Here is a 13,273-nt window from a genome sequence, read left to right on the forward strand (position 1 = left end):
CGCGGCCCTACCGGGGGGCCGCCCGGGCGAGCCACAGTGTCGTGGCCAGGGCGGCGGCGGAGAGGCCGAGCAGGAGCAGCGGGACGGCGCCGACGCCGGACCACTCGATGCCCTTGCCGAGGGCGGGCGGGGCGGCGACCCCGCCGATCATGGAAGCGGCGATGACCCAGGCACCCGCCCGCCGGGCACCGGGCACCGCGCGGGCCAGCCAGGGCAGTCCGGTGGGGAAGACGGGCGCGATGAACAGGCCGACCCCGGCATACGCGTACGGGGCCAGCGCGGGGATACCGGCCAGGGCCAGGCACGCGGTCATCCCGGCGCCGCAGCCGGTCAGGATCCGCCGGGTGGACCAGCGCAGCGTCAGCGGCACGACGAGGAAGCGGCCGAAGGTCATCATCAGCCAGTACGTGGAGGTGGCCGAGGCCGCGAGCGTGGCGGAGCGGCCCAGGGCCTCCAGATGGCTCGGCTCCCAGCCGCCCACCCCGGCCTCGACGCCGACATTGAGCACATACAGGACCACGAAGCCCAGCAGCACGGGGGACAGCGTCCGCCGTCCGCCCCCGGGCCCGGCGGTCCCGGGGCGCTGCGGCGTGTCGTCCGTGGCGACGCCCCGGGTGCTCAGGGCCAGCACCGCCGCGAGGACGGCCAGGCCCGCGAAGGCGTACGGATAGCGGGCGGGCCCCAGGACCGCGAGGAGCGCGGGGCCGGCCACCGCCCCGATGCCGAAGTGGGCGTTGAGGACATTGAGCATGGCGGCGCCGCGGTCGCCGAACCCGACGGCGAAGAGCTGGTTGAGGCCGTAGTCGATACCGCCGAAGCCCAGACCCGTCAGCAGCGCCGCGACCAGCGCCAGGGGCCAGTTCGGCGCGGCGGCGAAGGCGGCGCCGCCGACGGCCATCAGGCCGTAGGAGAGGGTGAGCAGGGTGCGGTTGCCGATCCGGCCGTGGATGGCGTTGAAGCCCAGGACACCGGCGACACCGCCGGCGAAGTGGGCGCTGAGGCCGAGGCCGGCGGCCGACGGGGACAGGCCGAAGTCCGCGCGCAGGGCGGGGACCGCGGGCCCGTACAGCGCCTGCAGGGCCCCGATGAGGACGAATCCGACACAGGACGCGGCCACGGCCGGGCGGCTGAAGAGCCGTCCGGCCGTGGCGGGTGCCTGTGTGGTGGTGGTCAACGACCGGCCAGGGTGGAGAAGGTGAAGCCGAAGGAGGCCGGGGCGGCGTCCAGCTGGTACTGCGGCAGTACGCCGGGGCCGCAGGACTGGCTGCCGATGCCCTGCTGGCCGTGGTCGAGGTTGACCCACAGGATGTCGCCCGCGACCAGGTCGTGGGTGTGGGCGGCGGCGTCGAGCTGCTCGCCGGTCCAGCGGCGGGCGGTGAACCAGAAGGGCGGCGCGCCCTCGATCGCGATGCCCGTGCCGTCCTCGCGGCGCAGCCGCACCCAGCGGACGTCGGCGCGGGCGCCGTTCTCCTGGGGCCGGACGTACGGGGTCTGGAGCGCGTCGACCGTCGATGTCCAGCGTCCGATGCGGGAGGCCGCCCGGGTGTCGGGGTAGGCCTCGCCGGGGCCGCCGCCGTACCACTCGGTGTCGCCGAGCGTGCCGCAGAGCCCGAGCCGTACGCCGAGCCGGGGGAGCGGCACCTTCCAGTCGCCGTCGGGGGTGACCTCGACGGCGAGGTGCAGCCGGTCGCCCTCCGCCGTCCATCGGTATACGGTATGCAATCCCAGATCGGAGGCGGCGGGGGCGACCCGGGTGGTCACCGTCACCCCGTCACCGGTGACCGAGACATCCGCGACGCGGTGCCGCATCCGGTGCAGGCCCAGCTTGCGCCAGGCCAGTCCGGAGCGGGTTTCCGGCACCGAGAGGGCGGCCTCGTCGTTGTCGGTCGGCGCCCGCCAGACGTCGAGGCGGGGGCCGGCCACCTGGAAGCCGTCCAGATACCGCAGCTCGCCCGTCGCCGCGTCGAAGGTGCCGGGGCCCAGCACCACCACGCCGCCCTCGCCGGCCCGCGGGGTGCGCGCGGTCCCGTACGCGGCGGGTGCTGCCGCGCTGTCCGCCGCGCTGTCCGCCGCGCTGTCCGCCGCGACGTCCGCCGTGCTGTCCGCCGCGACGCCCGCCGGCCACTGGCCCCAGGCCACCTCGTGACCGGCCTCCGCCCACGGGGTGTCCTCGCGCAGCACCGCCCGCACCAGCCAGTGGGCATCGCCGTGCTGGCCGGCCGCCTCCGGCACCGGCAGCTTCAGTTCGGCGCTCTCCCCGGCGGCGAGCGGCGGCACGGTCAGCGCGTCCTGGGCGACGCCGGTGCCGTCGATCTCGTAGACCCAGGTGAAGCGCAGATGCGAAAGGTCCGTGAAGTCATGGATGTTGGTGATCCGCACGGTGCCGCTGCCCGGATCGCCCGCGATCCGGACCGGCTCGACGACCTTCTTGTACTCGACCAGGCCGGGCGAGGGCGTCCGGTCGGGGAAGAGCAGGCCGTCGCAGACGAAGTTGCCGTCGTGCAGCTCCTCGCCGAAGTCGCCACCGTATGCGAAATACGGTGTACCGTCCTGCGTCCACTGCTTGATGCCGTGGTCGATCCACTCCCAGACGAAGCCGCCCTGCAACCGCTCATGGGTCTCGAACAGCCGCTGGTACTCGCTGAGTCCGCCGGGGCCGTTGCCCATCGCGTGCGCGTACTCGCACAGGATGAACGGCAGCGCGCGCCGCTTGGCGTCCAGCTCCGGGTCGGCCAAGGGCTCTTCCTCGCGCCGGCCGATCAGCTCGACCTCGGCGTGGTCGGCGTACATCCGCGAGTAGAGGTCGGTGTCGGCGCAGGACCAGTCGCCCTCGTAGTGGATGGGGCGGTGCGGGTCGCGCCCGCGGATCCAGCGGGCCATGGCGGACAGGCCGCGTCCGGTGCCGCACTCGTTGCCGAGCGACCAGATGACCACCGACGGATGGTTCTTGTCGCGCTCGACCATCCGGGCCGCCCGGTCGAGCAGCGCGGGGGTCCAGCGGTCGTCGTCGGCGGGATTGCCCTTCCAGCCCTCGAACTCGACGAATCCGTGGGTCTCCAGGTCGCACTCGTCGACGACCCACAGCCCCAGTTCGTCACAGAGCGCCAGGAACGCCGGGTGCGGGGGATAGTGGCTGGTGCGCACCGCGTTGATGTTGTTCCGCTTCATCAGCAGCACGTCCGCGCGCATCGTCTCCGGGTCGACGGCCCGGCCGTGCTCGGGGTGGAACTCGTGCCGGTTGACGCCCCGGAACAGGATCCGCCGCCCGTTGACCTTCAGCACGCCGTCCTCGACCAGGACGGTACGGAAGCCGATACGCAGCGGCACCCGCTCTCCGTCGGTGGCCAGTTCGCCGTCGTACAGCCGCGGCGTCTCGGCGGTCCACGGCCGTACGGGTACGGTGACGGACTCGCCGGTGGCGATGTCGATGCCCAGCTCCGGCACCGTCACGCGGCCGCCCGGCTCGGCGTCGACGCGCAGTGTGCCCTCGCCGGTGCTGTGGTCGAAGCCGGAGTGCACGAAGAAGTCCGTCACGGCCCCGGCCGGCCGGTGCAGCAGCGTGACGTCCCGGAAGATGCCCGGCAGCCACCACTGGTCCTGGTCCTCCAGGTAGCTGCCGGAGGACCACTGGTGCACCCGGACGGCCAGTACGTTGCCCTCCGGGCGCAGCAGGTCGCCGACCGGGTACTCGGCGGGCAGCCGGCTGCCCTTGAAGACGCCCAGCTCCTCACCGTTGAGCCAGATCTTCGCGCAGGACTCGATGCCCTCGAAGCGGAGCACCGCCTCGCCCCGCTCCGGCCACTCCTGCGGCAGGGCGAAGGTGAAGCGGTGGTCGCCGGTGGGGTTCTCGGTGGGCACGTACGGCGGCTCCACCGGGAAGGGGTAGAGCGTGTTGGTGTAGGCGGGCGAGCCGTGACCGTGCAGTACCCAGTGCGCGGGCACCGGCAGCCGGTCCCAGCGCGAGTCGTCGAACTCCGGCCGGGCGAAGGACTCGTCCTGCGCGGTGGCCGTCGGTGAGAGCCGGAAGTGCCACGACCCGCTCAGGTTCAGCCGGGCCGCGTCCGACCCGGCGTACCAGGCACGTGGCGGCAGGGCGCCGGTGCCGGGCGACGGGTCGAGGTAGTACGGCAGGTCGGTGCTCAAAACAGCTCCTGTGATGAATCAGCCCTTGATACCGGTCTGTGCGATCCCCTGGACCAGCCAGCGCTGGAGGAAGAGGAACACGAACACCAGGGGCAGGATGGAAATCGCGGTGGCCATGAAGATCAGATGGAAGTTGACAGTCTGGTTGGTCATGTACGAGGAGAGCGCGACCTGGACCGTCCATGCCTCCGGGTCCTGGCCGATGACCAGCGGCCACAGGAAGGCGTTCCAGCCGCTGATGAAGGTGATGGTCGCGATCGCGGCGAAGAAGTTCAGCGAGTTGGGCACGACGATGCGCCAGTACGCGCCCCAGTAACCGAGCCCGTCCACGCGCGCCGCCTCCTCCAGCTCCTTGGGGAACCCCAGGAAGTACTGCCGGAAGAGGAAGCAGGTGAAACCACTGAAGAGACCCGGGATGATCAGACCGCGCAGACTGTCCACCCAGCCGAGCGACGAGACCAGCACGAAGCTGGGCACGAAGGTGACGGCGGACGGGACCATCAGGGTCACCAGGACGGCGTAGAAGACCTTGTTGGCGTGCCGGTACGGGATGCGGGCCAGGCCGTAGCCGGCCAGCGAGCAGACCAGCAGCGTGCCGAGCGTGTGCAGGACGCCGACGACCGTGGAGTTCCACAGGGACCGCGCGAACGGGACCGTCGGGTCGTCGAACAGCTCGCTGATGTTGCCCCACTGGAGGTGGGTGGGGAAGAACTGCCAGTTCTCGCCGGTGATCTCCGCGTCGGTGGACAGGGAGTTGCGGACGAGCAGATAGAAGGGCACGAGGAAGAGCACGGTGGCCACGCCGGTGGCGATCCACAGGCCGGTGGAGCCGATGACAGCCCGCCGGTCGCGCCCGCGCTCGGGCTGCCGCGGGGGCGCGGCGTCGGCCTGGTGGTTTTCGAGGACGGTCGTCACTTGGCCTCCTCCGCCCTTCCGAATCCCATGAACTTGCCCTGGAGCAGGGTCACCATGCAGATCAGCAGGGTCAGGATGACCGCTCCCGCGCTGCCGGCGCCGTAGTCCTGGGCCTGGCCGAGGGCCGTGTAGTACAGCTCGACGAGCGGCGGACGGCCCCAGGTGGTCTTCGACAGGAGGTTGAAGAACTCGTCGAAGGCCTGGTAGGCGGCCACCAGGAGGAGCAGGATCACGGCGGTCGAGGTCGCCCGGAGCTGGGGCAGGGTGATGTACCAGAAGGTCTGCCACCCGGGCCTGGCGCCGTCGATGGAGGCTGCCTCGTACAGGTCCGGCGGGATGTTCTGCAGGGCCGCCAGGAACAGGATCATGTAGAAGCCGGCCTGGAGCCACAGCCGGGCCGAGACGATGACCAGCCAGTACCAGGGCGGACTCGGGTTGGCCAGCCACGCGATGTTCTCGATCCCGAACCAGCCGAGGACGGTGTTCATCAGGCCGAAGCGGACCCCGCTGAAGATGGACATCTTCCAGATCAGCGAGGCGGCGACGTAGCTGCACGCGGTCGGCAGGAAGAAGACCGACCGGAAGAACGCCCTCATGAAGCGCAGCCGGTTCACCATCAGGGCCAGTCCCAGCGAGAACGCCCAGGTGGTGGGCACGATGATCGCGGCGAAGACGGTGAAGGTGAGCAGGGCGCCGGTGAAGTTGCTGTTCGTCAGCATCTGTTCGTAGTTGTCGAAACCGACGAACTTGCTGGGCGTGACGGTGAAGCGCGCCTCGAAGAAGCTCAGCCAGAGGCTCCAGCCGATCGGGATGTAGACGAAGACCAGCAGGCCGATGAGGAAGGGGCTCGTGAAGAGCCAGAAGTTGAACGTGCTGCTGCCCCGCACGCCCCGCCGCGGCCTGGCCTGGGAGGCCTTGGCCGGGGCGGGGTGCGCGACACCGCGCGTGGTGGTGCTCGACATGTCGTTACCCGTCCGTCGGTCTATCCGAAGAGCTTCTTGAGCTCGCGGTTGACGGTCTTGTCGGCCTTGTCGAGAGCGGCCTCCGGATCCCCGTTCTTGCGGACGCTGTTGGCGAAGACGTCCTCCAGCGCGGTGATCATGCTCTGGGTCCAGCCGATGTTGTCGAAGTGCCCGTACTCGCTGAAGAGCTTGACGCCCTCAGCGGGCAGGCCCGTCTTGAGCTTGGTGGCGGACGCCGCGAGCGAGGCGCGCGGCGGGATGTGGAAGCCGTACGCGAGCGACCAGTCCTCCTGGTACTTCTTCTGGTCGATCCAGAGCCACTTCACGTACTCCTTGGCCAGGTCGACGTTCTTGCCCTTGGCGTTGACGAACATCGACCAGCCGCCGTTGTAGACGGAGGGCTTGCCGGAGTCGGTGACCTTCGGGAAGGGGAAGACCCCGAGGTCGTCGCCGAGGGCCTTCTGCATGACCGGCATGGCCCACATGCCGCAGAACTGGATGGCGGTGAGACCCTGGACGATCGCGGACGGGTCCCAGTAGTCGGCCGGGGCGTCGAGGAGCAGGTGGCCGCTGGTGAACAGCTTGCGCATCGTCTTGAGGCCCTCCTTGACTCCCTCGGTGTGGTATGCGATCTGGTTCTTGTCGTCGAGGGTGTCGGCGCCGGCCGACCAGATCAGCGGGTTGATGACCGCGTGCAGGTCGTTGCCGAGGAACAGGCCCTTGACCTTGCCCGTGGTGAGCTTGGCCGCGGCCTCGACCAGCTCGTCGAGCGTGGTCGGCGGCTCGATGCCCGCGGCCTTGAGCAGGGACTTGCGGTAGAAGAAGAACTGCGGGTCGTCGATCATCCGGACGCCGTAGATCTTGCCGTCCACCGTGTGCGACTTGATGTCGGCCGGGTTGAAGTCGTCCTTGACCGGATCGATGATGTCGTCCAGCGCCGCCACCTGACCGCTCTTGACGAGCTGGATCTGCGGGTGGAACTCGAAGAGGTCGGGGGCGTTCTTGGTGAGCAGCGAGGAGAACAGCTTGCTCTCGAAGTCGGAGCCGGTGATCCACTGCGTGGTCACGTCGGCCTTGGTGTAGGCCTTCGCGTAGCGCTTGATGGCCTGCTCGGTGCCCGCCTCGCCATAGGCGTGGAAGTACTGGGTGAGGGTCTTGCCCGAACCCCCGCTGCTGCGCCCGGTGTTGCTGCCGCAGGCGGCCAGGCCGCCCAGCGCCGCCATGCCCGCTGCCGCCCGCAGCACGCTCCGACGGTCCCAATCCCTGCTCATTGCCGACATGTTGACTTCCTTGTCTCGTCGTCATGGCTCAGTGGTGCAGCGGGACGCTATTAATAGAAAAGTACTTCGTCAAGGACTTGGACGAAGGTGGAAGGAAGGGGCTGGGACATGTCATCGAACTGTTATGACGCCGGTTCGAGAGATCGAACGGACAGCGCCCGTAGCCGGGTTGGGCTCCGGGCATCGCTGCCGCCCCCGCCACGGACCGGCGAGGGTGGGTACGCCTTCGGCGAGGGCGGCCTCGGCCGCACTCAGGAAGGCAGGCTGCGGGTCCTCGCCGTCGCGGTGCCGCCGATGCCGGTCCGGCGGACCGGCTTGGGGGTCTTCTGTCCCACCGACGCGAGCGAACCCTCCAGGGCGAAGGTCGCCGCGCCGAGACTGACGGGGTTGGAGGGGATCGGGCACAGTACGATCCGCGTGCTCTCCAGCGGCCGGCGCAGCGCGTGCCGGGCGACCGCCTCGCGGACCTCCTCCAGCAGCGGTGCCCCGAGCTTGCGGGCCACCCAGCTGCTCAGCACGATCACCTCGGGATTGAGCAGATTGACCAGGTCGGAGACGGCCGCGCCCAGATAGCGCGCCGTGTCGCGGACCACCTTCACCGCGACCGGGTCGCCCGCCGCGACGCCCCGGGCCAGGGCCTCGATGGTCGCCGTCTGGTCCTCCGGATGCAGCAGCGGGCTGTCCGGGGCGAGTTCGCGCAGGTTCTGCATGATGCCCGGGGCGCCGACATAGGTCTCGACGCAGCCGTGGTTGCCGCAGTGGCAGAGCCGGCCGTCCAGTACCAGGGTGGTGTGGCCCCACTCCCCGGCGCTGTTGGTCACTCCCCGGTGCAGCGCGCCGCCCAGGGCGAGGCCCGCGCCGACACCCGTGCCCAGATTGACCACCACCGCGTCGTCGCAGCCGCGGGCGGCGCCGAACCACAGCTCGGCGACCGTGCAGGCCCGCAGCGGGTTGTCGAGGTAGAGCGGATACGGGATGTGCTCGGCCAGCAGGCCCAGCAGCGGCACGTCGTGCCAGTCCCAGTTGGGCGCGAAGACCGACACCCCGCCCTCCCGGTCCACCATCCCCGGCATGCTCACCCCGACGCCCAGCACCCGGTCGGCCGGGATGCCGGCCTCACCGACCACCGTCGACACGGCCGAGACGATATGGGCCAGCACCTGGGCGGGTTCGTTCTCGCCGGGGCGCAGCTCCTCCTCGGCGCGGGCCAGTACGGTCAGCGCGAGGTCGTAGAGCTCCACATGGATGTACGTCTCCGCCACGTCGACGCCGATCAGCGCCCCGCCCTCGGCGTTGACCGCGACCAGGCCGCGGGGGCGGCCCCCGTCGGAGTCCTCGTAGCCCACCTCGACCAGCAGGCCCAGCTCCAGCAGCTCGCCGACCAGGTTGGCCACCGTCGCCAGGCTGAGGCCGGTCGCGGCGGCCAGCTCCTGCCGGGAGACGGGGGATTCGGCGACGATGTGCCGCAGCACGCCGTAGCGATTGGCCGTGCGAATATCCCGGGACGTCCGCTTCATGGCAGAGACCCCCTCCGTCCCGCGTCTTCCTCCGACGAGCGGACAGGCTATTGCTTCCGGAAGGGGTTGAACAACCCCTTAGGAAAAGCACTATCGAAAGTCGGCGGCGGAGGCGATCCGCAAGGCCAGCGACGCCACGTCCACCTTCCGTGTCGTATCCACGTAGTGCACCGCTCCCAGGCCGAGCGGCTCGGCCACGCCGCTCCAGAAACGCCACTGGTCGTCGAAGAACACCGTCCCCTCCGCGTGCACCGCGTGCCGGCTGCCGGCCCGCTCGGTGAACCTGCGGCGCGCGGTCTCCAACGGCACGTCGCACCAGACCTCGTGCACCTCGTCCGCACCCGCCCGGGCCAGCCCCGCGGCCACCACCGACCGCAGATGTGCCAGCCACGGACTCTCCAGTACCGCCCCGACCGGCGCGTCCGCCAGCAGTGTCCACAGGCTCTCCGCCGCCGCCACCCCGAGCACCCGGCTCCACTCCAGCGCCGTGCAGCCCGCCGGACGCACCCCGGCCAGGGCGTCCGCGAGGGTCTCCTTCACCGCGTCCTTGCTGAACAGCGGCAGCTCCAGCTCGTACGCGAGGGCCTTCGCCAGGGTCGTCTTCCCCGCGCCCGGCAGGCCGTTGACCAACACAGCTAACATGCCCGCGACCTTACGGCCACCGGGCGTTGTCAGTGGCCGGCGCCACCGGGAGAGACGCCCGGGTGAGCCGACCGGTCACGACACGATGTCCTTGCCGCGGAAGCCGCGGAAGGCCAGCGCGAAGAAGACCACCGCGAAGGACACCGACACCGAGGTGCCCTTGATCATTCCCGCCCACTCGACGTGCCCGGGCTGCAGCAGGTCGGCCCAGGCGTACTGCCAGTGCGTCGGCAGGATGTCGCGCAGCGAGCCCAGAGCCGTGATGGCGTCCAGGATGTTGCAGATGATCACCAGGCCGACCGCGCCGCCGACCGCCCCGAGCGGGGCGTCGGTGACGGTGGAGAGCCAGAGCGCGAAGCCCGCCACCGCGAGCTGGCTGACGTAGACGTACAGCGCGATGACCGCCAGCCGGCCCAGCGCCGTGCCCGGCGCCAGCGAACCGGCCGTGGTCAGCTCCAGAGCGCCCCAGCCGTACGCGGCCGTGCCCACCGCCAGCGCCACGGCCGGCAGGGTCAGCACGGCGGCCGCGCTGAAGCCCAGCGAGACCAGCAGCTTGCTGGCCAGCAGCCGGGCCCGGGGCACCGGCGCGGCCAGCAGATAGCGCAGCGAGGACCAGTTCGCCTCGGAGGCCACCGTGTCGCCGAAGAACAGGGCGACGGGAATGGTGAGGAGGAAACCGGAGGAGACGAAGAGCACGGCGAGCGAGAAGTTCAGCCCGGAGGCGGTGGCCACATCCATCAGCGTCACCGAGGAGTTCCGGCCGCCCGGGGTGCCGCCGATCGCGAAGGCCGCCCACACCACCACCGGCAGCCCCGCCACCACGGCGAAGGCCACCAGGGTGCGCCGGCGCAGCAACTGGCGTACCGCCTCGACGCGCAGCGGGAGCGTACGGCGCGGGCGGTACCCCGGCGCGCCGGAGTGAACGGTGTCCGTACCGGCGGTCATGCCGGGCCTCCGATCAGGGTGAGGAAGGCGTCCTCCAGGCGGCGGTGCGGACCGACCCGCTCCACCGGCACCTCCAGGCGCAGGAGTTCGGCCAGCAGTTCGGGCACGCCCAGGCCGTCGAGCCGGACCAGCAGACCGCCCTCGGCGGCGTCGGCCGCCCCGAGGCCGGGCAACCCGGACAGCTTGCGGGCGGTCTCCGCCAGGGCGTCGGCCGGCATGCCCGGCGCGCCGACGAACAGGATGTCGCCGCTGCCGGTGATCTCGTCGACCGGCCCGGCGGCGACCAGCCGGCCCTTGTCCATGACCACCAGATGCGTACAGCTCTGCTCGACCTCGGACAGCAGATGGCTGGAGACGATCACGGTCCGCCCGGTCGCCGCGTACTGGGTCACCACCGCCCGCATCTCGCGGATCTGCGGCGGGTCGAGACCGTTGGTCGGCTCGTCGAGGATCAGCAGATCGGGCAGCCCCAGCATGGCCTGGGCGATGGCCAGGCGCTGCCGCATGCCCTGCGAGTACGTCCGTACCGCCCGGTCCAGCGCTTCGCCCAGGCCGGCGATCCGCAGGGCCTCGTCGGTGTGGGCGTCCGGGGCGGGCCGGCCGGTGGCCCGCCAGTACAGGTCGAGGTTGGCCCGCCCGGTGAGGTGCGGCAGGAATCCGGCGCCCTCCACGAAGGCGCCCACCCGCGACAGCACCGGCGCGCCGGGCACGATCTCCTGCCCGAAGATCCGCACGTTCCCGGCGTCGGGCCTGATCAGGCCCATCAGCATCCGCATGGTGGTCGTCTTGCCCGCCCCGTTGGGCCCGAGCAGGCCCAGCACCTGGCCCCGCTCCACCCGGAACGACAGCTCCCGTACGGCATACCGGTCGGCGGAGCCGCGGTAGCGCTTGGACAGCCCCGAGATCTCCAGCGGCACCTCGGCGGAGCCCTCCTGCGGGGCCCGGCGGCCCGCGCGGAACCGGCTGCGCCCGGTGAGCAGCAGCCCGGCGGCCAGCACGACCGCGCCCAGCGGCAGCCCCCACGTCCAGGCCGGCAGGCCCGTCTGCCCGGCCGCCAGCGCGCCGTCCGTGGGCACGGTCAGACCGGAACCCTCCGGCAGCGAGACGCTGTACGTGGCCGGAGCGGCCGGCGAGGCATAGCCCAGGTCGGTGCTGGCCAGCACCAGCCGCAGCCGGTGCCCGGCGGCGAACTCGTGGTCCAGCGCCGGCAGCGTCACGGTGACCGTGGTGGAGGCCCCCGCGCCGCCGACCCGCAGCGGGGCGACCAACTGGTGGGGGAGCGAGGCGCTGCCGCCCGGCCCGACGTCGTAGACCTTGGCGAAGAGCACCGCTCCGGCCGCCGCGTCCGTCGTCACGGTGATCCGGGTGCGGGCCGTGCCGGTCATCCGCAGCGCCGAGCCCAGCGGCGCGGAGTCGAAGACCGCCTGCTGTCCGGGGAAGTCCAGCGACAGCCCCTGCCCGAGGCTGCTGAGCTGCGACAGCGCGCCGATGCCGGGCACCGACGAGATCGCCGGCGGTGAGCCGCCGGCCGGGTTCGACACCGTCTGGGTCCGGCCGGTCAGCGTGACCGTGCGGCTCCCGGTGCCCTTCAGCCCCGGGTAGGCGCCGGCGCTCGCGCCGCGCTGCACGGTCTGCCCGTCCGTGGTGTCCAGTCCGCCGGTCCGGGTGACCCGGAAGGCCGGGCCGGTGCCGGCCCCCTTGTCCTTCTTGAGGTACCGGTCGAACCACGCGACCGTACGCGACTCGGTCCGCGAGGCCTCCTGGTCGCCGCCGTCATGACCGCCCGACGTCCAGTCCACGGAGACCGGCGCGCCGTTGGCGGCCACCGACCGCGCGATGGAGTCGCCCTGGTCCAGCGGGAAGAGCGAGTCGTTCTGGCCCTGGACGACCAGGGTCGGGACCTTGATCCGGGCGGCGACCGACGAGGGGCTGGAACGCTCCAGCAGCTTCACGGTGGCGGCGTCCGCGCGGCCCGAGACGGCCGCCGAGTCGTACATCGCGCACAGCGCGGCGGTGAAACGGCAGCCGGCCGCCGAAGCGGTCCCGGTCCCGGTCCCGGTCCCGGACCCGGTCCCGGTCCCGGTCCCGGACCCTGCGCCGGTACCCGTGCTGCCCGTGGTGAAGAAGATCCCGGCCCACAGCTTCTTGAAGACCCCCGACCCGGCCGGCTGCCCCGAGGCGTTCTGCGGGAAGAGCGCGTCGGCCAGATTCCACCAGGTGATCTGCGGGGCGATGGCGTCGACCCGCTGGTCGTAGCCGGCCGTCAGCAGCGAGATCGCGCCTCCGTAGGACGCGCCCGCCATGCCGACCCGGGGGTCGTCGGGGCCGTCGAGCAGCACGTCGTCCTGCTTGCCGAGCCAGTCGATCAGCCGGCTCACGTCGGCGACCTCGCGGTCCGGCGCGTCGAGCCCGATCCGGCCCGTGGAGGAGCCGAAGCCGCGCGCCGACCAGGTCAGCACCGCGTAGCCGTCCCGCGCCAGGCGCTCCGCCTCGGCGCGCATGTCGTCCTTGCTGCCGCCGAAGCCGTGCGCGAGCAGCACCGCGGGACGCCGCCCGGGGCCGCCGGAGGTGAAGTACGAGGTGTCGACGCGGACACGCCCGGCACTGCCGGGGGTTTCCGGCATCGAGAAGACCCGGTCCGCGCGGTGAACGGAAGCCGGGCTGTCGGCGGCGGCGACCGTGACGACGCCGGTTCCGGCCAGCACCGCGAGCACGGCCGCCGCGGCCGCGATCCGGTGCCGGCGCGGCCGTTGACGCCAGTGCCTGCCAAGGGCCAGTCGCATGCAGATGGTCCTCTGGTGCTGAAAACGGAGTGGACCTCCTACTCTGCCCTACGGTGATCACCGGCACGTCACCCTGGGGGCCCGGA

General features: G+C 71.5%; 9 protein-coding genes. All 9 read right to left on the reverse strand.

The features are described 5' to 3' along the window. Positions 1–7: 7 nt before the first annotated feature. The 9 genes from RWE79_RS33765 to RWE79_RS33805 all read right to left on the reverse strand — a co-directional run bounded on the left by RWE79_RS33765 (position 8) and on the right by RWE79_RS33805 (position 13,187). Entirely contained in the window at positions 8–1,174 is a 1,167-nt protein-coding gene (locus tag RWE79_RS33765; protein ID WP_475943875.1) for an MFS transporter, read from the reverse strand. Then, positions 1,171–4,143: a glycoside hydrolase family 2 TIM barrel-domain containing protein gene (locus tag RWE79_RS33770; protein WP_475943876.1), complete on the reverse strand. Its 2,973-nt coding sequence runs from the start codon at positions 4,141–4,143 to the stop codon at positions 1,171–1,173. Before RWE79_RS33770 ends, RWE79_RS33765 begins: the two co-directional genes overlap by 4 nt. 18 nt (positions 4,144–4,161) lie before the next feature. Next, positions 4,162–4,977, reverse strand: a complete 816-nt coding sequence (locus RWE79_RS33775; RefSeq protein ID WP_475946270.1) for a carbohydrate ABC transporter permease — start codon at positions 4,975–4,977, stop codon at positions 4,162–4,164. A gap of 77 nt (positions 4,978–5,054) precedes the next feature. Next, positions 5,055–6,020 carry a carbohydrate ABC transporter permease gene (locus RWE79_RS33780; protein WP_475943877.1) on the reverse strand — a complete coding sequence of 322 codons (966 nt, stop codon included), beginning with the start codon at positions 6,018–6,020 and terminating at the stop codon, positions 5,055–5,057. 20 nt (positions 6,021–6,040) lie between these two features. Then, positions 6,041–7,300, reverse strand: a complete 1,260-nt coding sequence (locus RWE79_RS33785) for an ABC transporter substrate-binding protein (RefSeq protein ID WP_475943878.1) — start codon at positions 7,298–7,300, stop codon at positions 6,041–6,043. A 251-nt stretch (positions 7,301–7,551) separates the two neighbouring features. Further along, positions 7,552–8,817 carry an ROK family protein gene (locus RWE79_RS33790; protein WP_475943879.1) on the reverse strand — a complete coding sequence of 422 codons (1,266 nt, stop codon included), beginning with the start codon at positions 8,815–8,817 and terminating at the stop codon, positions 7,552–7,554. 90 nt (positions 8,818–8,907) lie between these two features. Beyond that, positions 8,908–9,459, reverse strand: coding sequence for a P-loop nucleotide/nucleoside kinase family protein (locus tag RWE79_RS33795; RefSeq protein ID WP_475943880.1), 552 nt, complete (start codon positions 9,457–9,459; stop codon positions 8,908–8,910). A 75-nt stretch (positions 9,460–9,534) separates the two neighbouring features. After that, positions 9,535–10,404 (reverse strand): ABC transporter permease, encoded by an 870-nt coding sequence (locus RWE79_RS33800; RefSeq protein ID WP_475943881.1) that lies wholly within the window; start codon positions 10,402–10,404, stop codon positions 9,535–9,537. Beyond that, complete coding sequence (locus RWE79_RS33805; protein ID WP_475943882.1) at positions 10,401–13,187, reverse strand: alpha/beta fold hydrolase; 2,787 nt, start codon at positions 13,185–13,187, stop codon at positions 10,401–10,403. The genes RWE79_RS33800 and RWE79_RS33805 overlap by 4 nt, the downstream gene beginning before the upstream one ends. Positions 13,188–13,273: the final 86 nt, after the last annotated feature.

The sequence above is a fragment of the Streptomyces sp. RLA131 genome (assembly GCF_056270125.1).